The 22,017-nt window shown below is 40.9% G+C and carries 22 protein-coding genes; 5 read left to right on the forward strand and 17 right to left on the reverse strand.

The features are described 5' to 3' along the window. Window positions 1-105: 105 nt before the first annotated feature. From ACQKL6_RS12420 to ACQKL6_RS12470, 11 genes are all read right to left on the reverse strand, one after another. Entirely contained in the window at window positions 106-840 is a 735-nt protein-coding gene (locus tag ACQKL6_RS12420; RefSeq protein ID WP_402990610.1) for a hypothetical protein, read from the reverse strand. Further along, the gene (locus ACQKL6_RS12425) at window positions 833-1,558 is read right to left on the reverse strand and encodes a hypothetical protein (protein WP_427651191.1); all 726 of its coding nucleotides are present in this window, start codon (window positions 1,556-1,558) and stop codon (window positions 833-835) included. Before ACQKL6_RS12425 ends, ACQKL6_RS12420 begins: the two co-directional genes overlap by 8 nt. A 166-nt stretch (window positions 1,559-1,724) precedes the next feature. Beyond that, window positions 1,725-1,847: a hypothetical protein gene (locus ACQKL6_RS12430; RefSeq protein ID WP_402867568.1), complete on the reverse strand. Its 123-nt coding sequence runs from the start codon at window positions 1,845-1,847 to the stop codon at window positions 1,725-1,727. A gap of 139 nt (window positions 1,848-1,986) precedes the next feature. Further along, window positions 1,987-2,982: a methyl-accepting chemotaxis protein gene (locus ACQKL6_RS12435; RefSeq protein WP_407408441.1), complete on the reverse strand. Its 996-nt coding sequence runs from the start codon at window positions 2,980-2,982 to the stop codon at window positions 1,987-1,989. Continuing rightward, window positions 2,979-4,130, reverse strand: coding sequence for an FIST signal transduction protein (locus tag ACQKL6_RS12440; protein WP_427651192.1), 1,152 nt, complete (start codon window positions 4,128-4,130; stop codon window positions 2,979-2,981). Before ACQKL6_RS12440 ends, ACQKL6_RS12435 begins: the two co-directional genes overlap by 4 nt. A 405-nt stretch (window positions 4,131-4,535) precedes the next feature. Next, window positions 4,536-5,138 carry a YdhK family protein gene (locus tag ACQKL6_RS12445; RefSeq protein ID WP_402867567.1) on the reverse strand — a complete coding sequence of 201 codons (603 nt, stop codon included), beginning with the start codon at window positions 5,136-5,138 and terminating at the stop codon, window positions 4,536-4,538. 466 nt (window positions 5,139-5,604) lie between these two features. Next, a complete protein-coding gene (locus tag ACQKL6_RS12450; protein ID WP_402867566.1) occupies window positions 5,605-6,402 on the reverse strand; it encodes an adenylyltransferase/cytidyltransferase family protein in 798 nt (265 codons plus the stop codon). Between the two features lie 20 nt (window positions 6,403-6,422). Continuing rightward, window positions 6,423-7,415, reverse strand: coding sequence for a 4-hydroxy-2-oxovalerate aldolase (gene dmpG / locus ACQKL6_RS12455; protein WP_402867565.1), 993 nt, complete (start codon window positions 7,413-7,415; stop codon window positions 6,423-6,425). Further along, entirely contained in the window at window positions 7,412-8,302 is an 891-nt protein-coding gene (locus ACQKL6_RS12460; RefSeq protein WP_407408446.1) for an acetaldehyde dehydrogenase (acetylating), read from the reverse strand. The genes dmpG and ACQKL6_RS12460 overlap by 4 nt, the downstream gene beginning before the upstream one ends. Beyond that, window positions 8,299-9,093 (reverse strand): 2-keto-4-pentenoate hydratase, encoded by a 795-nt coding sequence (locus ACQKL6_RS12465; RefSeq protein WP_407408448.1) that lies wholly within the window; start codon window positions 9,091-9,093, stop codon window positions 8,299-8,301. The genes ACQKL6_RS12460 and ACQKL6_RS12465 overlap by 4 nt, the downstream gene beginning before the upstream one ends. Before the next feature lie 14 nt (window positions 9,094-9,107). Further along, window positions 9,108-9,581 (reverse strand): flavin reductase family protein, encoded by a 474-nt coding sequence (locus ACQKL6_RS12470; protein ID WP_402867562.1) that lies wholly within the window; start codon window positions 9,579-9,581, stop codon window positions 9,108-9,110. Between the two features lie 533 nt (window positions 9,582-10,114). Here ACQKL6_RS12470 and ACQKL6_RS12475 point away from each other — a divergent pair. Next, a complete protein-coding gene (locus ACQKL6_RS12475; RefSeq protein WP_402867561.1) occupies window positions 10,115-11,410 on the forward strand; it encodes an MFS transporter in 1,296 nt (431 codons plus the stop codon). Window positions 11,411-11,552: 142 nt separating this feature from the next. Here the strand turns inward: ACQKL6_RS12475 and ACQKL6_RS12480 are convergent, their stop codons facing one another. Beyond that, window positions 11,553-13,358, reverse strand: a complete 1,806-nt coding sequence (locus ACQKL6_RS12480; protein WP_427651193.1) for a V4R domain-containing protein — start codon at window positions 13,356-13,358, stop codon at window positions 11,553-11,555. Between the two features lie 177 nt (window positions 13,359-13,535). On the opposite strand from ACQKL6_RS12480, the gene ACQKL6_RS12485 reads away from it, so the two are divergent. The 4 genes from ACQKL6_RS12485 (at window position 13,536) to ACQKL6_RS12500 (ending at window position 17,828) form a co-directional block, all read left to right on the forward strand. Next, complete coding sequence (locus ACQKL6_RS12485) at window positions 13,536-14,432, forward strand: alpha/beta fold hydrolase (protein WP_402955397.1); 897 nt, start codon at window positions 13,536-13,538, stop codon at window positions 14,430-14,432. A 24-nt stretch (window positions 14,433-14,456) separates the two neighbouring features. Further along, window positions 14,457-15,626, forward strand: coding sequence for an acyl-CoA dehydrogenase family protein (locus ACQKL6_RS12490; RefSeq protein ID WP_427651194.1), 1,170 nt, complete (start codon window positions 14,457-14,459; stop codon window positions 15,624-15,626). A gap of 90 nt (window positions 15,627-15,716) precedes the next feature. Beyond that, window positions 15,717-16,697, forward strand: coding sequence for a VOC family protein (locus ACQKL6_RS12495; protein ID WP_427651195.1), 981 nt, complete (start codon window positions 15,717-15,719; stop codon window positions 16,695-16,697). Window positions 16,698-16,787: 90 nt separating this feature from the next. Next, window positions 16,788-17,828: an AbrB family transcriptional regulator gene (locus tag ACQKL6_RS12500; RefSeq protein WP_402990777.1), complete on the forward strand. Its 1,041-nt coding sequence runs from the start codon at window positions 16,788-16,790 to the stop codon at window positions 17,826-17,828. Between the two features lie 387 nt (window positions 17,829-18,215). Here ACQKL6_RS12500 and ACQKL6_RS12505 read toward each other — a convergent pair whose 3' ends face one another. The 5 genes from ACQKL6_RS12505 to arsC form a co-directional block, all read right to left on the reverse strand. Further along, window positions 18,216-19,019, reverse strand: coding sequence for an arsenite methyltransferase (locus tag ACQKL6_RS12505; RefSeq protein ID WP_402990619.1), 804 nt, complete (start codon window positions 19,017-19,019; stop codon window positions 18,216-18,218). Window positions 19,020-19,045: 26 nt separating this feature from the next. Then, window positions 19,046-19,330: an iron-sulfur cluster biosynthesis family protein gene (locus ACQKL6_RS12510; RefSeq protein ID WP_402867554.1), complete on the reverse strand. Its 285-nt coding sequence runs from the start codon at window positions 19,328-19,330 to the stop codon at window positions 19,046-19,048. Window positions 19,331-19,364: 34 nt separating this feature from the next. Beyond that, the gene (gene arsA, locus ACQKL6_RS12515) at window positions 19,365-21,134 is read right to left on the reverse strand and encodes an arsenical pump-driving ATPase (protein WP_402990621.1); all 1,770 of its coding nucleotides are present in this window, start codon (window positions 21,132-21,134) and stop codon (window positions 19,365-19,367) included. Window position 21,135: 1 nt separating this feature from the next. Then, a complete protein-coding gene (gene arsD / locus ACQKL6_RS12520; protein ID WP_427651196.1) occupies window positions 21,136-21,507 on the reverse strand; it encodes an arsenite efflux transporter metallochaperone ArsD in 372 nt (123 codons plus the stop codon). Window positions 21,508-21,597: 90 nt separating this feature from the next. Further along, window positions 21,598-22,017, reverse strand: coding sequence for an arsenate reductase (thioredoxin) (gene arsC, locus ACQKL6_RS12525; RefSeq protein ID WP_427651197.1), 420 nt, complete (start codon window positions 22,015-22,017; stop codon window positions 21,598-21,600).

Here is a 22,017-nt window from a genome sequence, read left to right on the forward strand (position 1 = left end):
GCACCTCTAAGCCACTCCTTCTATAAAACTTTCGTCCTTTAACTATATAAGAATACTAGTTTTTACACAACGTACAAAGGCCACCAATCTCTTGGTAGCCCCCTGTCAATATGAACCTTCCAATTCACTTTCTTCTACATACCACAGGAAAGGTACATCCACATAATCATTCCCTGTTCCATACCCGATTCCATCGGTAGGCACTGTAGGAAAAACTACCTTACCATCCTTGTCATAGAATCTATTCCCTATTTTAAATGTTTGTCCATACTCAAAGAACCCATCAAAACTGGATTCCTTCTGTACTTCTGCATACTGATCCATAAGAGTCCGCCAGCTATCCGGATATTTTTCCACTCCATATGATTTATCCTCAACCGTGATGCTGTGCATCATTTCCAAACCGGGTTCATAGGTCGCCTCATCCCCTGATACACTGAAATTCCTATCTTTTTTCATAAACGCCTTAATTTCAGACACTTCATCCTTTGGATTTAGATTCCACATAAAAAATGAATCTCCTTCTCCATTCCAGGCCTTTGGCTCACCCCCATTATCTACGGAAGCCGCTCTCCACTTTTTGTCCTTCCATACCCAGAAACTCATCCCGTATTCTTTGCTTTCATTGATGAAAGGGACAAAAACATGGGTTTCATCTAAATAAAGAACGTCTTGAATAACCTTGGGTTCTGCTTCAGGAAAAAAAGAATTGATTCGTTTAATCACTTGTTTATCCGTAAGAAATGCTTCAGGTTCTCTAGGAGCTCGAATGATAAAAAGGACACCCACTATAAGGAAAATCACGATCAATAAAATGATGGTTTTCGTTTTTTTATTCATTTCTTTCAGCACCTCCGATCAACACAGATTCTTCAGACCGGAAGTAAACCTGGCCTCCATTATTCGGTGTAATGAGGAAACCCTTTCCATCATCTTCTACATAAATGACTGTTTTAAGTCCGCTGCCCTTTTCAGGAACCGTTCCTATCAAAAGATAAGGGAACCGTTCTTTATACCCGTTCTTTTCATTAATTTTATAATACCAAGATTCACTTTTGATTTGATTTTGTTTCATCTTGTCCACCTGTACTTGCAACACTTCATTATTCAATGTGACATCCTTGCCAGCTGGGTGAGTGATAATCAGGGAAGCTTTTTCAACGTCCTGCATATAGGTCGAGGGTTGATCTTTTGGGACCATTAAATGTTCAAGCGGCGAGTTTAAGAATGAAGAAGCAAAAAAGATGAAATTCACGCAAAACCCTAGCCAAGCATAACGACGGTACCGCGGCCAACGCTCTGTATTGTCCTTTCTTCTCAAAAACCAATATAAAAAGACGACCCCTAATGGCAATATTGGTATCTTTGTCACTTCACTTGATAAATTAAAATGAATACTGAAAGAAAAAATCCCAATGAGCATAACTAGGAGCCCTTTCCATACCTTTGGCGGATTCTGTTGTTTTTTGTAAACAACAAAGAATAGTAGGGCAATAAGTAAATAACTGAAGACTAATAGAATAAAAGAGGGCATATGTACAAACACGTTCTGCTTCATTTTCAACTCATCCTCCCACCACTTAACGGATGTTTACCTATTAAATGTAATATAATCACTCTACCATATCCCATCTCTTTTGTAACCGCAGCCTCCCCCACCTTACTTAGTAATAAAGATGGGGTCTTACCTTTTATTGAAAACCACGGTTATAGGTATCCACAGCTTAATCCTTCGATTGAACAGTATTCATTATATTTTTATATTCCTTATCATTGATGATTCCCAACTTCTTGAACAAGGTGGAATATCCAATGATTTTCTTTTGGGTACGGTTCGTAAAATTCATATGAATCCTCTCCTTTTTTATAATCTATGCAATTCCGACAAAATGTTTCCTTAAGGCAAAATAATTTGTATAAACTAAAATAAAAAAACTGCCCTTGGAATGGCAGTTTTCCTCTATCTTTCAAAATTAGTTGCAGGGTCTACAGCTTCCCCTGCTTCAAAGAATGAACCAAGTCTTTCATTTGTGTAATATAGGAAAAAGCTTCTGTAGAAAAAATGAATTTTTCCTGTGATAAAGCATGGAGTGCCTTGATTTTATCGTTATTGTCGATAAAACCATTCAGCACGTCATCCAGTCCCTCTGAGAAACCGATCATTTCATGAAGGGTAATACCCGTGGCCTTTTTGATTTCGTTCATTTTCTCGGATAATTTCTTCTCATTGCTGGAAATATCATTAAAGTACTTTTTCGTATTTTCAGTGGTCAGGATTACCGCTTCAATTTCTTTCGTTTTCTCTGAAACACTACTTGAAAAAGTATCCACATTCTTCACGATACTATTTACCTTCAGATTGATTTCCGTCAGGGAGGCTTTGCTTTTATCTGCCAATTTCCTTACTTCCTGTGCCACTAAAGCAAAACCTCGTCCGTGCTCCCCGGCTCTAGCTGCCTCAATCGAAGCATTCAAGGCGAGAAGATTCGTTTGATCGGCGATCGATTCAATCACCACGACAAAGCTTGAAATCTCTTTGATTTCTTCTTGTAAACTCATGATGGTTTCTTCGAATTGTTGGAACATCGCATTAACATTCGTCATTTGGTTGACCAAGTTATCGATATTATCACTACCAGCCAAGACCATTTCCATACTTTCTTTTGTTTGTATAGATACTTCATCCGTAATCGTCTCGATGTTTTCCGTACTGCCTACTACATGACGAATATTAGAAACCGTCTCTCCCAAGGCCAGATTCTGAACTTCGATACTAGATTTCAAATCATGGACGAAATGATTCAACTGGCTATCCTGCTTGGAATTGTCGCTACTGGTATCCCGTAACAGTCCGACCAAGTCTTCTAATCCCTTTACAACTTGATCGAAGTCTTGTTTATCCATCGTGGTCGCAAGCTCGATGATTTCTTTCTTCGTCACTTTCTCGACGTTGCCCTTACGAAGCAAATCTAGAATACTCATTTTCTATCTCCTCGTTTGCGTTTCCCGAACCCCAGTAATATAAGGGTCTGATTTAATTGCATGTTATTTAATTGCTCCCCGTAACTGCAAAACCCACCCAAATGAGGAAGTTTCTCTAATTCCTTATTTAACGTGGCGACGATTCCTTGACTTTTAAATTGTAGTTTTCGTAATATGCAATTGATGCCCAGTACGCCATCCAATTGAGAAAACTCTTCTTTGAAATCAGCCACTGTACTTTTCAGCGTTTCCACTGGATTTTTCGGCTCCAATATCTCTACAACCGAGTCCTGGAATATTTGGCAGTAGAACTGTATGGATCCGTCCGGCTGTGTTTGGAAAGGAGATGCTATATAGATTTCCTCGTTGACCGCACGACCTAAAGGATTGGACATAAAATGTTTGGAGAGCTGATTCTCAGGAACTCCCAATAATCGGGCATATTCACTCGTTGCCCTTTTTCCATTCATTTCATAAACCGTGCGACTTTCCGTATCCGACTTAGTAATCTTCATTTCCTTGCCAGTCGTCTGAAAGATATTCTCCTTAAGAATGACAAACTCATCATCCGTTTTAATGAAAGCAACCAGACCGGCCGTATTCGAAGTTTCCCCGTTATAAGAAACCATTGTCTCTAGAAACTTTTCATCATCCCCTGCCGTACCGCCAAACAGTGGAAACCCTTCTTGTTTAAATACCGAGTTCACAACGGAAAGCATCTTTTCCTCCGCCCCCACTAACCCATTGGGAAAGACAAGGCCGATGCCTTCCGTCTCGATATTCCTACTATTTCGATCAATCCCAACCTCACTTAACCCTTGAATTAAATGATCGCGATAAAAAATCGGATATTTGATGATATCTTTGATCATCACACCTTTTGCCGAGAAATTACTTCCATTAAAACTCATGGCCGAAACCCCATGTTCCGTAATCCCATTGGGACCTATTTCACCAACAGTGGTTAATCCCAATATCTCGGAGTGTGGGAACGACTCATGAAAAAGCCCCGTTAATTCCTCGAAGTTTTGAGTGGTACTTGCAAAAAAAAGAAGTAATTTTGGTTCACTATGTATACCGCTCTTCAATTCGCGAAAGGCTTCTAATGCAGTTTTTTTACTACTATAAGCGGATTTTATTTGCACCATTTACGTTTGTCCCCCTACATATGCTGATATCTTTTGAAAATACAAGGATCATCCTTTTACTAGTCCTCGGTCTTTTAGAGAGCTTTTAAGAAGATTCTACTCTCCTAAAAGACGCCTCTACTTATATCGACAAAATCCCCTTAACTATTATAAAAACAGGGAAATAAACCGCTGAATTTCGCTGGTATTCTACAGAATCAGTCAATCATCCTACCCCTTCACAAGGCGAAATTTTCGAAATGACTACAGAAAGCAGCGAATATTGATTATGAATGAGATAAAATAAAAAAAACATGTCCTCCATTAGCAGGACATGTTTTTTAGAGGTCATGAATGACTATATGAACTCAACGCCAAAAAGACCTTATCGGTAAAGGGATAAGGTCTTCTGACAGCTCATCATCATTATTTAGATGATAGTTCACTTTCTGTTACCCATTGATGGTTTTTCACTTCAATCCCACCATCTGTAGGTTTGTAATCAACCATATAAACAGTAGTGGTATCGGCTTCCTCAATGACACCTTTTGCGCCTTCCATACCTTCCATATGATCGGTATCAAGAGTCACTTCAGTACCTGGTTCTAAAGGAACTTCCCCAGCATCCTCGATTTCTTCATGAATCACCCATTTATGATTTTCTACTTTTTTATCTTCTGTTGTAGGTGTATACGTAACGGAATAAGCTGTCGTATCATAGGCTCCGACAATTGTTGCTTCGGCTCCATCCATGCCTTCCATATGATCTGATTTAATCGTTGCTTTACTTCCCACTTCATACTTTGGATTCTCTGCAGCTTTCAAACCATCAGGAACCTCTGCCTCATTGGAAGTATCTTTAGCATGGTCCATATGATTCGTTTCCTCTTTAGTCGTATCTGTATCCGTACTTTGTTCCGTTTTCGGTGTTTGATCCGTGCTTTTCTCCTCATTATCATCATTACATGCGGATAATGCGAAAGCTGATGCCAAAGAAACCAAACCAATTGCTAATTTTTTGCTTTTCATAGTTGTAGTCACTCCTAATAGATTATTTAATAAGTCGAAACAGAATGCTAGCCTAAAATATATGTATGTACTCTGCTCACCCTTACTACATGTGTAAGTATCCTGTCTCTCTTATATTTTTACCCCATTAGAATCACCATAAACATGGATTATATGACATGATGAACAACACTATCTCTTTATATTGATTCCTTAACCCGATTGTTCGGACTAAAATTGATTCGTTTGTTTATAGCAATCTCAATAGTTTCCAGCCCCTATTCCGAGATGGTTAGAGTCTGCTGAATTCTTGAAAGGGAAAGTTCATATGGGAAAATCGGAAGCGTTTGCAGTTAATATATAATAGAAGAAAGTCGTCCATGAGGAGAGATTTGAAATAAGTGTTTTTAGGGGATCTGCATTCAAAAAAACTAAAAGCAGAACAATTTCAGTAATGGTTCTGCCACATGATTCAAAGAGTATTCAGCTAGCTAGGTATTGTTTCTAGTCGATCAACTTGATCAACCCATTGTATCGTTAATAAATTCGGCAGAGTCGACAGTTCATGATGAATCTGAATATATTTTTTGCACTTCACTGTCGCAACACACTCAATAATAGAATGTTGATCTTCTATCAATACTTTATAGCTACCTACATTCGGTAACGAATAATTAGGTAGTAGACCATTTTTCTGACAATATTTCGTTTTATAAAAGCGTCCCAATAGCCTCGGTAATTCACTAAGCTTTCGTTCTGATAAATACCTCCGAATCAAGGTCGAACTGATTTTTTGATCATTCCACTTTAGCTCTTCGACAACTGAGAGGCCTACTTGCTGGATTGCTGCATAAGTTGCCAGGGTATGAACAGTTCCACTCGCTTTTGCCCCATATGTGTAATCGAAACCGCAAATGATTTCCTTAGCATTCAACCCAATAATATAATCATCTAAAAAATCGTTCGCTTCTACTTTAGCTAATTCCTTTGTGAATTCCACGATATAAAAAATATCTACTTCAAGCCTTTCTAGTTTCTCAACCTTTTGTTCTAGCGGCTCAAGATAGGAAACTTCTTTATCCGAAAATAGCACACTTTTAGGATGCGGAAAAAAAGAGAGAACCGCTAGAGATAAGTTTTGTGCTTTTGCTTTTTCTTTAGCGGTTCGAATAACTTTTTGATGCCCTAAATGCACACCATCAAAATAACCAAGGGCCATCGCTACATGGGGAGCGGTTTGCTTAATCTCTTGTAAATTATTCGCATTCACATAGATTACCTTCATTGCGATTCTCTCCTTTTTCTTTATCTTGCTAGATTTTGTGCCACTTCATAAATTAAATCTTCTTGCCCACCAACCGCTTTCATTTGGCCGATTTTCATTAAAAGGTCCCGTTCGTCGACACCAAATTGTTTTGCGGCCTTTTGTGCATGCAATAAGAAGCTTGAGTACACGCCAGCATACCCTAAGGTTAAGCTACCGCCAGTTATTTCTTGTGATTGTTGCATGATGGGCGCAATTACATCATTCGCCGTGTCCATTAATGTATATAAATCGATGCCCGTTTCAAAACCTAGTTTTTCTAAAACAGCGACCATTACTTCTGTTTGTGTATTACCGGCCCCGGCACCTAATGCACGCATGCTTCCATCAATATAAGTGGCTCCAGCCTCCACCGCTGCAACTGTATTAGCCATGGCCATCGATAAATTGTTATGGGCATGAAAACCGATATCACATTGTAAAGTTTGTTTAAGCGCTGTAATTCGCTCGGTTACATCTTTTGGTAACATGGCTCCAGCCGAATCTGTTACATATACGATCTCTGCTCCGTAACTTTCAAATAATTTTGCCTGCTCCACGATTTTTTCAACAGGTGCCATATGGCTCATCATTAAGAATCCAGCTGTTTTCAAGTCGAGTTTGCGTGCTAATTCAATATGTTGGGCAGCTACATCGGCTTCTGTTACGTGCGTTGCTACACGAACCATTTTCGCCCCTAAGTTCGCTGCATTTTCCAAGTCATGTTTTGTACCGATTCCAGGAATCAATAATACAGCGACTTCTGAAGTCGTACATTCTGATACAGCCACTTCAATCAGTTTCAGTTCATCGGTTGCTGACAAACCATATTGTAAGGAAGAACCACCCAAGCCATCTCCATGTGATACTTCAAAATAGCGAACACCCGCCGCATTTAAACCTTTTGCTGCAGCACGTACTTGTTCCTCTGTAAACATATGGCGGACGGAATGACTTCCATCACGTAACGATACATCCAAAATATTTAATGTCATGAGATGACCTCCTCCTTCCCTCTTTGTAAATGACGTGCCATTTCATTGCCGACTTGCACGGCAGCTGCCGTCATAATATCCAAGTTACCAGCGTAAGCCGGTAGATAGTCTGCTGCCCCATTCACTTCGACAAATACGGATACTTTCCTACCTTCAAAAATCGGCGACACTTTTAATGTATAACCTGGTACGTAAGCTTGTACTTCCGCTACCATCTCGTGAATCGAATTGGTGATCGCTTCTTCATGACCTTCTTCTTCGACCAAGGCATGGATGGTATCACGCATAATAACTGGTGGGTCCGCAGGATTCAAAATGATAATGGCTTTCCCTTTTTTCGCACCTCCTACCACTTCGATCGCTTTAGAAGTTGTACTTGTGAATTCATCGATATTTGCGCGTGTACCAGGACCGGCAGAAAGGCTTGAAATGGTTGCGACAATTTCAGCATACTCTACGGACACAATCCGATTTATGGCATGAATGATGGGAATTGTCGCCTGACCGCCACACGTAACCATATTCACATTCGGTTTATCGATATGCTCTTTTAAATTTACTGGTGGAACTGTAAATGGTCCGATTGCAGCTGGTGTTAAATCAATTACTTTTTTATTGGCAGCCGTTAATCGATCGCTATTATGCTTATGTGCATACGCACTTGTCGCGTCATATACGATATCCACTAAATCAACACGTTCCATGAGTCCGTCAATCCCGTTTGAAATTATTTCATATCCGCGCTTCTTTGCACGTTTTAAACCATCGGAATTCGGGTCGATGCCTACCATCACACTCATTTCCAATACGGGACTGCGCTCGATTTTGTACATTAAGTCGGTTCCTATATTTCCTGACCCGATGATTCCCACTTTAAGCTTCGTCATTTTTTCACCACTTCCTTAGAAATGTTAACGCTTACTTTTCCGAGCTGACCGAAGTCCACTTCGAATTTATCGCCTGTTTCAAAGGTCACGGCTTTTGATAGGGCTCCTGATAAAACAAACATGCCAGGCTCGATGGAGATCCCATATGTACTCACTTCATTTGCTAACCAGACCACCGCTTGGAGCGGGTTGCCTAACACGGCCGCGCTCGTTGCTTCATCTAAGAATTCACCATTTTTATGCACGGTCATTGGTATATTCGTGATGTCTTCAATCTCTTCAAGCAGGGTCCGCTTTTCTCCTAAAATGGCACCTGCCGAAGAGCCATTGTCCGCCACTGTATCCTCGAACTTTATTTCCCAATTCGCAATCCGGCTATCGATCACTTCCACTGCTGGCACAACATATGCCGTGGCATCGATTACATCCTGCACCGTCACGTCAGGTCCTTTTAACTCTTTATTGAAAACAAATGCGATTTCAAATTCCACCTTTGGTTGAATGAAGGACTCAGTCCTTAAACCATCAGCCTCGTCGTAAACCATCGTATCTAAAATGAAGCCGTAATCCGGTGTATAGACATTCAACATTTCTTGCATCGCTTTACTCGTCAACCCAATTTTCAGCCCTTTTACAGACGCCCCGTTGTCCGTCTTTTGACGAATTTGCGCCAATTGCACGGCATAGGCATCAGCAGGGGTAATCTTTTCATAAGTTTCAGTTAATGGTGCAATGGGCTGTTTCGTACGTTCCGCTTCAAGCAATGCTTCCGCCATTATTTGTGTATTCATAGACCATTCTCCTTTTATGAATTGACTGTTTCTACCGCATTCAACTGATGATATTTACCACTGAAGAACAATAACGGATTTTTATCTTCAAGATGTAAGTCGATTACTTTACCAATGAATAATGTATGGTCACCTTCTACATGTTCCGATACGACTTCACATGCAATTTGGGCGATGGCCCCTCTTAATACAGGTTGTTCAGCCAATGCTTCGAATTCTACTGCATCACCAGGTCTCCCAGCGAAATGACGTGAATAATGCTCTTGGTCTTCGGCTAAAATATTAACTGTGTATTTTTTGGATTGTGAAACTTTCTCTAAGAATTTTGCTTTATGTCCAACGGAAATTAAGACAAGCTTAGGATCCAATGATATTGACACGAAACCATTTGCCGTCATTCCATGTGTTTCACCTTCGTTTTCTGTTAAAAGAACGGTTACACCTGTCGCAAACTTTCCCATTGCATCTCTAAATAAACGATCATCCATCCTAATTCCTCCATTCGTAACTGAATAATTCAATCATAAATCAGTCCATTTAAAATTATCATTGTATTTTTTATTGAAAATTCAGATAAAAACAATAAAATTGCACATGAAAATAAATTTGAATTCTTTGTGAATTATTTTTACAAAAAATCAGCTGTATCATATATCCTTCCATTATAAATTCCACAATGTAAATCGGAAATTTTTCTTTTTCATTTTTGTTCTCTTTCAAAACACAAATTAGTATCCTTATTTTTTTGCTTGTAAATCTCTTTTTTTTCAAATAGAATTCTGTTCATGGAAGAAAAATTTCCGAATTTTCCCACCATTCACTATTATTCTTGTAGAGAAAAGTGAAAATAATGGTGAAATGTGTGCCTTTACTTACAATAATGGAGGTGTTTGATGATTCCAATACCGAATTGAAAGCGCTATCACTACTTTTCAGAAAAAGACAGAAGTATCAGACCACCAATACTTTTTTGAAAAACAATTGTGGATGGGGAAAATACGGTAATACAAGGGGGATTTTCATGCGTTGGGTTGTATTAGCTTTTCTATTCTTACTATCTGTTTTAAATTATACGGATAAATCGGTTTTAGGATTAGCCGCAGAACCAATCATGACTGAACTGAATCTATCTTATGATCAGTTCGGTTTAGTAGGAAGTAGTTTCTTCGCTGCTTACGCTGTCGGAAGTATCGTTTTAGGTACCTTAACGTATCGCTTCAACACAAAATACTTATTAATGATGATTGCTACTGGATGGACCATTTCATTAGCAAGCGCTTATTTTGTAGAAACGTTAACACACTTAATTTTACTGCGTGTTGTCTTAGGTTTCTTCGAAGGTGGTACGCTCGGTCTGTGCATCGTGCACTTAGCACGATGGTTCACTAGCTCACAACGTGGTGTCGCTGCAGCTATCATGACTTCTGGTACAACAGTTGGAACGTACTTGGCTGCACCACTTTTAGTTAAAGGCATCACGAATTTTGGTTGGCAGCACACTTTCGCATTATTAGGGATAGCAAGCTTTGCATGGGCGATCCTCTTCTTCTTCATGAGAGACGAGCCAAAGCAACCCCTCATCGAAGACGTAAAAAGTTTAGCCTCCAACAAGGAAGTACCGTTCAAACATATCTTTAAAGTATTCATCAACCCTTATGTATTATCGATTTTAGTTGTAGGTTTCGTATCCATGTGGATTACAACTTGGGTCCTTACATGGGCACCAACTTACCTAACACAAATCGTGGGTCTTGAGCCACAGCGTATGGGCTTAATCTTCGCTGCAATGGGCATTTCAGGAACAGTGTTCGCAATTTGTATAGGTAAATTCACAGACTACTTATTCAAGAAAAATAAAAGCCTTATCAAATCTTATGATCGTGTATTAATTACAGTATTGCTGGTCGGCGCTGCTTCTTATGCGATGACCACGATTGTCGCTTCACCGGTTCTAGCCTGTTTGTTCCTAGGGATGGGCTTAATCATAAACACTTGCTTATTACCGTTAAATACAGCGATTAAAACATTGATCATTCCGAAAAATCTAGTAGGTAGTGTAACGGGTGTCTCATTATCCATTTCAAGTATGGCTGGAGTAATCGGGCCATGGATTACCGGGTACTTGATTACACAAGCAGGCGATAACGTGCGGTCAGGCTTCAACTTAGGTGTGTTGGTCATCGTTAGTTTATATGTTGTTACGGCCATCGTGTTAGTAGCCACACGTAAATTAAAAATCACCGCAACTGAAAAAGAAGATGCTCGTCGTGCTACAGAAGAAGAGCAGATAAACCTTGACATCGCCCCAGGGCGATAATACTCAACCATGGGTTCATCACATGTAAACAGACTGAAGACAAACTCAAAGAATGAGTTTGTCTTCAGTCTGTTTTGTTTATAAAAGCGGTTTACGTAACTCTTCCATCCATCTCGAGCCTAATGGTTGATAGACTCCGCTCTTATCTTGCAAATTCCTCGAAGCTTAAGCTATCCGACAAGATCAGTACCTGAATGACTAATAAGGTATACGCTGCAGTCGATGCGTCTTTCAGTGAAATTTGTAGTTGCTCTTCGATTTGCTTGATACGATATTGGATACCGCCGATAGATAACGTCAACTCGTCCATCGTTTCTTTCAAGCGCTGACTATTTAATAAATAGACGTAAAGCGTATGCAATAATTCCTTTTTACGGGGATCATCAAAATTGTATAAGTCTTTTAACGTCTTCTTCGCCATTTCGTGCAGATGCTCCATACTCATGTTCTTTACGATATCCCCAAGCATTCCTAAATCTTCGTAATCCGTTAGCAGCTTATCGTTGGGAAAGCGCTGTGCAACACGCGCCTCTTGTAGCGAACGCTCGAAATCTTTGAAGTTACTAAATGTTCCGCTAAGCCCGATCGAATATTTATAATTGGCATTTTGCTTCTCCATCTTTTGAAAAATTTTCGTGATTTTCTTATTCCAGCCTTGCTTATCACTATTTAGCGAATTGAGGAGCGCAATTTCCTCACCAAGCACTGCAAAAATACAAGGCAAATCCCACTCTTTTGCCAACTTGGACAGCTGTGTCAACTGGTCATGAATGTCGATGATTTCTTTATTTTTCTTTTTCTTTTTGACACTGATAATACCTGTAGAGAACGGCGGCTGAAATTTAAATGGTAAAAATTTATAGTAAGATTCGATATCTTTAATTTTCCGATTATGAATTAAGCGCTCCAAAAGTGAGCTACGCATCCTTTGTTGCTCTTCAAACTGCGCCTCCTCATATAAAATACATAAGGCCACCACCGTAGAAATCCGCTCTAAAAATAAGTGGTCGTTTTCATCCATATCCTTTTCATCAAAGTAGAAAAATGAACAAGTGGCATAATTCCTTTTGTTAATAAGAACAGGTGCCGTCAACTTCCTGAATGTTTCGCCTTTGTAATGCGAAACGTTATGCGTATCGTCGAAATGCGATAATTTCACCTTATCTTTTTTTATTGCTAGTTGCTGTTCTTCCGTTAAACCAAAATGGCTTAACGCATTGCCATGGATATCCTCAATCAAAATCGATATGTTCAACAGCTCGGACGCAACCTGAACAATTTCATCCATCGAATGTTTATCTGTTACTTTTTGTGTGAGCTGACTATTAAACAATGAAATTTTCTCGAGCACTTGCTTATGGTGTAAAAGTGCATCATAAGTCATTTCAAGTTCAGATAAAATGTTGTCGTTTTGATAAAGGTGGATAAGCTCTTCCTCATCTTCGAGCCAATCGCTCTCCAAGCGCACTTTAAACTCACAGCACGGATCACCTTTTGCGACGCACTTGTACTCAACGGCAATAATCGATTCACCATACTCATAGGTCAATGCACCACTTGCAAACCCACATAACATATGACAAACACATTCGTTTGCTACACCATAATTTTTTAGGTGTAACGTGGCTTCGAATGATTCTACCCATTGTCCCCACGTATCGATGCATTCAACCGTGCCATCTGGATGTCGCACAATTTCCCCCATGAAAATTACATCCTTCACGTGACCTAAGCGTGAATGTCTCTTACCGACTGGATCTATCGAGTCTTTATTTTGAAGCATCTTTCTTGCTGATTCCATCCCGAACTCTTTCCCAAATCGAAATAAAAATCCTTTTGTTTTATGAGAACCAATGTTGTTAAACAAGCTGTTCTTTAATGTATGGAAGGCATTTGCCGACATTAAAATATTTTTCGTTTCGCTGGAATCAAATGCAATTTCGCTCATTAAAATCACATCCCCTTTGACTATCTATTCCTCATATTACAAAAGTGAAATTGATTTTTCAATAAATTTTAAAGATTAACACTATTCTTTCAATAAAAATCAGTATAACGTTTGAAATTATTAACAGGTATACTCAAAACAGAAAATAAAAGCACATCAGTATGAGGAGGCAAAGCGATGACAATTCTTGAAGGGTTTCATAATAGTTACATATTGGCAAACGGTGTACGTACACATTATTCCTGGGCTGGAACAGAAGGACCAGCTGTAATTTTACTGCATGGTGCAGGACCTGGAGCATGCGGCGCAGCAGGTTGGCGTTTTATGTTACCTGCATTAGCTAAAGCTGGCTTCCGAGCATATGCAGTAGACCAACTTTCAATGGGCTTCACCGACGCCCGCCCTCACGCATGGCCTGTAAATGGTCATCAAAGCCTAGTCGATCATGTACATGATTTCATTGAAGCATTATGCCTCGACGAAGTATCACTTGTCGGCAATTCACAAGGTGCTTACGTTGCAGCTAAATATGCCATAGACCACCCCGAAAAAGTAAATAAAATTGTTTACATCGGTAGTAATACCATCTATCAAGCGATGCATGAAGTACCTGAAAGAAAGCTGCGGTCATTCTTAGAAGTGATTGGTTATGACTATACAGAAGAATCCTTACGTAAATTCATGTACCGTAATTCAAGCGAAGACACGGTCATTCCTGAAGAACTGATTCAACTACGTCATCAAGCGGCAACCCGCCCAGGCGTTAAAGAATCCAATCAGGCGTTCGATGCCTACTTAGCGAGGATGAACGAAGAGCCTAAGCTTTGGGATCGTTACTGCATGAAAGATACCTTACCAAAATTGAAAATTCCAGGCCTATTCATTTGGGGTAAACAAGACGCCGTTGCACCAGTGGAGACAGGTTATAAACTCGAGAAATTATTACCGAACATATCATTTGAATATATAGAAAACTGCGGTCATCAAGCTCAAACGGACCAACCGGAAATCGTGAACAAACTTGTCGTTGACTTTTTGGCAGTGGAAAAAGATCAAGCCGTTACAGCACAATAAACTATTTTTGAAAGGATTGATCAAATGGTAACAGTAGTTGAAAGTAAAGGGCTGTATGAAGAAATTATACAAAAGGCAAAACGCATCGGTGAAGCCGCAGAGTTAGAAGCAATCGAAGCAGATCGAAATTCGACCGTGTCCCCACGCATCGCGGAAATTATCCGCGAGGAAGGCATTCACCGTTTGATTTTACCGAAAGAGTTTGGTTATCCACAACTCGATTGGCATACATTCGTTGATATGGTAAGCACAGTTGGTTACCATAACTTATCAGCTTCATGGTTAACCTACTTCTTCTCCGTTCATAACTCTTGGGTTTGCTATTATCCGAAGCACATTCGTGATGAAGTCATTAACCAAGGTGGATTTGTAGCTGACGTATTTGCCCCCATCGGTAAAGTGGAACCAGTTGAAGATGGCTATGTCGTTTCCGGAAAGTACAATTTTGTAAGCGGTATCAATTACTGTGATTGGGTTGGCGTTGGCGCCATGATGAAATTCGAAGACAATGACAAGCCCGAACGTGTCGGCATTTTATTGAAGGTTTCTGACTTGGAAGTGGTGAAAACTTGGGATTCCCTTGGTCTTCGTGGATCAGGCAGTAATACATTGATCATTGATAATGTTTTCGTTAAGCCCGATGCCATTTTACGCTTCAGCAAAATAATCGAAAAGAGCCAACCGCCATATGAAGATTTCGATCAAGACTATTTATATTACAATACACCATTCTATCCTGGCTTCTATGTAGGGTTCGCCGCAATGGCTGTTGGAGGTGCAGAGCGTGTAGTTGACGAGTTCGAAAAGCATACAGCCGGCCGCGTCCGCTTCTCTGGCATAAACGAAAAGGATTCTCCCACAAGCCAACGCGTGCTTTCGGAGTTAAAGCTAGAAATGATTTCTGCAAAAAGCTTATTGAACGAATACATCCGGATGATGGAAGAAGATAAAGGTGGTCCATACGAAGGAGCAAAATATAAAGCGATTCGTGCAAAAATCATCGATAAGTGTACACAAATCGGTGTTAAGGCCCTACTGACTTTAGGTGGGCACGCATTATTAAAAGGTCATCCGGTAGAAATGCACACTCGTGACCTGATGGCAATCGCCACACACATTACTTCTTTATATGAAGACGGCATATTAGGATACGGTAGAAATTTATTCGGCGTTCAAACAAACATTCAAGGGTAATTTCAACATCGGAAAGTATGATGGATAAAGATTGAAATCATATTTTCCTTGTCCTCTTATTAAAAAAACATGACTATGAGGTGAATATAAATGGAAAAATTTCTTTACGCACCGGAAATTGCAAAATTAGGACACGTAGCTTTAGTATCAGCAAATCTTGAAAAATCTTTATGGTTCTTCCGCGACACAATCGGGTTAGAAGAAACCGAAGTGATAGATGGTGTACATTACTTGCGCGCTTGGGGCGATTTCGAACACCATACATTATCCATTACAGCTGGTGAAACTTCTTACATCGATCACATTGGCTGGCGTACAAAACGTCCTGAGGACGTAGCAACTTTCGCTAAATTATTAGAAGATGCTGGTACAGAAGTACGTTGGATAGAAGCAGGCGAAGAAGTAGCCCAAGGGGAAGCAGTCCGCTTCGAATTACCAAGTGGTCACCGCTTTGAACTGTATTACGATATGGAAAAAACACCTGCTGATGAATCTCGTAAATCAGTGCTTAAAAACCAAACGTATAAATCTTGGGCCAAAGGTGTATCACCACGTCGCATCGACCATGTTAACTTACAAACTTCACAAGATAACGCTGTGATCGTAAATTACTTACAACAAGCATTAGGCTTCAAGCTACGTGAATATTTCGTAAATCCAGACGATGTACAAGTCGCAAGCTGGTTATCCGTAACAAACTTAGTTCATGACGTGGCAATCATGTCTACATCCCGTTCAAAAGAACCAAACGAAATGCATCATATCGCTTATTGGTTAGACAACTCCCAAGACTTACTACGTGCTGCTGATATTTTATGCGAAGCTGATGTACAATTCGTAGGCCCTGGTAAACACGGTATTTCTCAAGCCATGTACATTTACGTAAAAGATCCAGGAAGTGGCTTACGTCTTGAAATCTTTACAAACAGCTATTTAATCTTCGAGCCAGACTGGGAGCCAGTGAAATGGACGTATGAAGAATACTTGAAAAACGGATCTGCATACTGGGGCGACCGTCGCCGCGATGACGTAGATCGTGAAGCACAAGTTAAGGAATTAGCGAATTCATAATAAATTGACCACCAGCCATTCATGATGAAGGATGCTGGTGGTTCTTATGCGATGAATGTTATATAGGAAGGGGTGTCTCTATTGAAGGCAATGTTAAAAGTGTTAATCTTATCTTTCATTGGCGGTTATATTTTTAGCTTGCTGCACATCCCTATTCCCTGGATGCTTGGCCCAATTGTTGTCGTCATGTTAGCTCAATTCGTTTATAAAGGACCGCTTAGATGGTCCAGCCAAATGCGTGATTTAGGTGTCGTCATGGTCGGGACCGCGATTGGTGTACAATTCAACACCGATTTATTCGGCATGATGAGCTCCATTTTACTTTACATGATAACCCTAAACGTCATTTTGATCGGCGGTTCAATCGGCATCGCCTACTTAACGAGCAAATGGACAAAAATCCCGGTGAAAGCTGCCATATTAGGCGCCATCCCAGGCGGTTTAGGACAAATTGTCGTCTTTGCCGAGGAAGAAAAAGTTAAAGATATCGGCGTTATTTCTTACTTTCAAGTAATTCGACTTTTACTGGTCGTTGTTTTCGTACCATTTATCGTCGCTGGCCAAGTAATGAGCAAGCCACCAACTGACGCTAAGCTAACAATCAGTTTAGTACTACTAATTGCACTTGCTTGGGGTTGCTCTCATTTAATGAAACGCATCCATTTGCCGGTCGCATTTTTCATTACACCCATTCTTTTATTCATTACATTGCAACTCACAACACCACTGGCAATGCCTCAAATACCTGGCATAATCATGGATATCGCTCAGTTACTAATCGGTGCCCATATCGGACTCATGCTCAAGCCGCATATGATCAAACTGCCGGTACGTGTACTTATAGGGGGTATTTTCAGTGCCTTTGCACTGATCGCGCTAACATTTGGATCAAGCTTTTTCATGTCCTTTGCATTGGATACAACCTTCGCTACAAGTTTCCTAAGCACCGCCCCAGGGGGCTTAGATCAAATGGTGTTATTAGCGAATGCAGTACATGCAGATGTCTCGCTTGTTTCAATGTTCCAAACGTTCAGGCTCCTGTTCATTTTTATTTTAATTATGCCTTTGATGAAAATGTATTATCGTTGGCAAGGAAAAAAGAAATTGCCTAGCATCAAAAGAGCCATGTAGTAAAGAACCGATCATGTATATACCTATGGATAAGACGCTCCGATGATTGAAATTCATTCAGTGGGGCGTTTTTCGAATCTGATGAATGGTGAAACCAATTACCATATAATAGTAGAAACACGTTCAAAAAAACCATGTATCTACATGGAAGTCTGTGGGCTAGATTGCTACAAATGCGATGAGGTTACGGATATTAGAGATTCAAATAGATAGAATACCATTTCTTGAACGAACCGGGAAAAATAAAAGGCATGAGCCCGGTACAATACCGAACTCACGCCCAAGGAACTGCATATCAGTTCCTTCCTCGACAATAATAGACTATATGCAGTTGGTCATGTTCTTCTTAACTGCTTACATATAACTAACTTCTAGTATTCAGCCACTCTACTTCTCCGCCTGGATAATCGCTGAGACAATATATTCTTCTACCTTATGTTCCGGTGCCCATTCCTTGATGAATTCTTTGGATTCATCTTTAGGGATAATGGAGATGTTCTTAAACCCAGCTTGTTTCATCGTCTCTGACAATTCTTCAATTGAAGATGCCCCGGCGATGCATCCGGAGTAGAGGTTCATATCCGTTTGCAATGCTTCAGGCAGATTCGCAGTCAACACGATATCGGAAATCGCTAATCTCCCGCCCTTTTTCAGAACACGATACGCTTCCTGAAAGACTCTTCCTTTATCCGGGGATAGGTTGATGACGCAATTCGACATGATCACATCAACGAATTGATCGGCAACAGGTAGATGTTCGATTTCCCCTAAACGAAATTCGACATTTACGAATTGATTTCTTTCGGCATTGCTCCGAGCTTTGCTAATCATTTCCGGTGTCATGTCAACGCCTATGACTTTTCCTTTTTCCCCCACTTTAGGAGAAGCCAAGAAAGCATCGAACCCTCCCCCGCTCCCAAGGTCAAGGACGGTCTCCCCCTCTTTTAAGTCCGCGATCGCCTGAGGGTTTCCACAGCCTAATCCCATGTTTGCGCCATTCGGGATATTTTGAAGCTCTTCTTTGGTATATCCCATCTTTTTAGAAATCTCTTCGACGGAAATATTTTGGTTTTCTTCGGGTGTACAGCAGCTTGGCGCACAACAGCTGTCAGAGTTCACGACTTTAAGGGCGATTTTTTTATAATTACTTCGTACGCTTTCGCGGATTTCATCTTTTTTCATTTCACTCATTCTCTCCATATCCTTCCCATTCATATTTAGCAGCAAGAGTTTTCATTATATCCTGTAAGCACTATGCCCATTTCACCATTTTCCTCTTCTACATCTATGGTTACATCTGATAACTGTTCCTTCATCTCAGATTGAATGGCAATGTTCACCCCATTCACTTCTACCACCATATCATTTGTTTCTGCTTCTTGTAAGGCAACGCCAAGGTTCATTCCGCAACACCCTGCAATTCCATAAAATCGTAGAGTGGATACGTCATTTGCCTTCATCGCTTCTTGTAAATACTCTTTTGCTTGATTGGTCATTTTCATGTTCTATTCCTCCAATAGGTTTCGCATGTCATTTTTACATGTCCAGAATTTGATGCAATTGCTTGATTCCCTTTGGCTCTTCCCGGCTCCAAGGGAGGATGACAGTTTGGTTGCCGGATAGCTCTTTCACTTTCTCGATCCATTTCTTCTCTCCCTTTGCTTTCCTGGTAAGCATCGGTTCCATTGTATCCGTGACGAAAAAACTTTGGTTGATGAGCCACCAATGGATGGATATATTCGCCCGTTTCAAATCTTCTGCCAATCGTTTTGCTTCCAAAACAGGTGTCATCTCAGGAAGTGTCGTAATGATGATGCTCGTATAGGACCCGTCTCTTAATTTTGGCAACAAATCGCGTACCGGCTCTGGTATATCACCAGAAGAACGGGAAATTTCTTTATGATAAGCTTCAGATGCATCCAATAATAGAAGGGTATGACCTGTTGGTGCCGTATCAATTACGACCATGCTATCTTTGGACTGCGCCACAACATTGGCGAGTGCCCGGAAAACGGCGATTTCCTCGGTACAAGGAGATTCCAGGTCTTCTTTTATAAAGGCCAAGCCTTCTTCATCCATCGTTTCACTTGCTTTGGAAAGCACTTCATCTTTATACTCTTCCACGACTTTCTTCGGATCGATGCTGCTTATCGTTAGATTGTCATATAAGGTGTTAGCATCAAAAGTCCAAGCAATATGAGCGGCTGGATCCGTGGTCGTTAAGTGGACCTTTTTCCCTTTTTCGGCGAGTCCCAAGGCGACAAGTGACGCTACTGTCGTTTTTCCTACCCCGCCTTTTCCCATCGTAAGGATGACCCGATGGGAGTTTGATTCATAATAATCTACCAAATCTTTAATAGAGTGATGAGGGATCGTTTCTATTTCATCTAATAAGTTTTCAGACTCCCCATATGTTTGAGTGAACCATTTCTCCATGTGATTGATTCCTGTGATGGCAAATGAAACAAGAGGCAAATAAAAAGTCGGATGTTTTTTCAATGGATACGGAATGTCTTCCAATGCCCGCTGTTGTCGGTCATGCAAGGCATTTGCGTAACGATCACCTCGATCCGTCTGTTCGAAGACACCGTTCACGATCAAGAGTTGATTGGCAATCCCGATTTCCTTCAACTCATCCGACGCACGTGCCGCTTCCCTCAATGGCCCCTCTTCAGGTCGGCTCACAAGGACTAGTGTAGTCTGCCCTTTGTCCGCCAACACCTTGACGGCCTTCTGATACATCTGCTTCTGACTTTCCAATCCCGCTAACGGACCCAGGCAAGATGCCCCGTTTGTATTTACATCTAAAAAACCGGACCATGCAGTTGGTAGTTGCAATAACCTCAGCGTATGACCAGTTGGTGCGGTATCAAATACAATCCGGTCATATTCCTCCGTAATTGTTGAATCCGTCAAAAGGGTCGAGAATTGGTTGAATGCCGCAATTTCTACGGTGCAAGCCCCTGACATTTGCTCTTCCATCGTTGCAAGCACCGCATCTGGTAACTTTCCTCTATACGGGGCCACCATCCGTTCCTTGTATTCGGTTGCCGCTTGGACAGGGTCCAAGTTCAGGGCATACAGGTTCGATGTGCCCTTGATCAATTGGGGATGATTGGTTAACGGTTGCCCGAATACATCTTGTAAGTTCGAAGCGGGATCTGTACTGATCAACAGAACTTTTTTTCCTTGCTTCGATAAAGAAAGGGAAAGCGAACTTGCCACGGATGTTTTCCCCACTCCACCTTTGCCTGTGAAAAATATAAATCGCGTTTGTGGGAAGAATTCATCAGTGAATAACTTCATGTCAGCTCTCCCCATCTTTTTGCGTCTTCAGTGACAATCGCACTTTCGGCTTTTGGATCAGTTCCTCAACAGAGAACCCCGTCCACCTTCCCAACTCCTCATTACTTGGATAGCTCCCTGTTCGTACCACGTTTCCATCAACGAAAACAATCGGTAAGACATCCGGACCCTTTTCGTTCAATAACGTGCTCACTTGTTCATGTTGCATGAACTGTTCGGTATCATTGGTTAAATTATATCGTTCGATCGGATAATCCTTTTTCTTCAGATTACTTGTCACAAAAGACATCCTTAATAGCTCAGGGTCGATTGAAGGACCGCATACACCTGTAGGGCAACACATGGCAGGGTCAAAAATCTGTATTTTCTTCATTGAAGTCACTCCTTTTTTCATATAAATAAGCAGATGCCTCTATTATGGATAAATCAATGGCCAAGTAATTTCCCTTGGCTATTTGCAGGCTCATTCTCCCATTTCAGCGAATTCTTCGATCCGTTCGCCAATTTCATCACGAACGCGTTGGAAGAAGGACCACTTTTCCTCATCGGTTCCTTCCGCTTTGGCTGGATCATCAAAACCCCAGTGGACTCGCTTTACTTGTGGAGGCGTGGTTGGGCAATGCTCGTCTGCATGCCCACACAATGTAACCACTAAATCTGCATGATTCAAGGTTCCCCTATCAATCACATCCGATGTTTGATCGGAAATATCAATGTTTACTTCCCTCATCGCCTTAACAGCATTGGGATTCAATCCGTGAGCTTCCAGGCCTGCACTTTTCACAGTCCAATCCGGTAAGAACTTTTTCGCCCAGCCTTCTGCCATTTGGCTGCGGCATGAATTGCCTGTGCATAAGAAGTAGATGGTTTTTCTATGTGTCAT

Source organism: Peribacillus sp. NPDC097197 (assembly GCF_050278025.1).
Taxonomy (GTDB): domain Bacteria; phylum Bacillota; class Bacilli; order Bacillales; family DSM-1321; genus Peribacillus.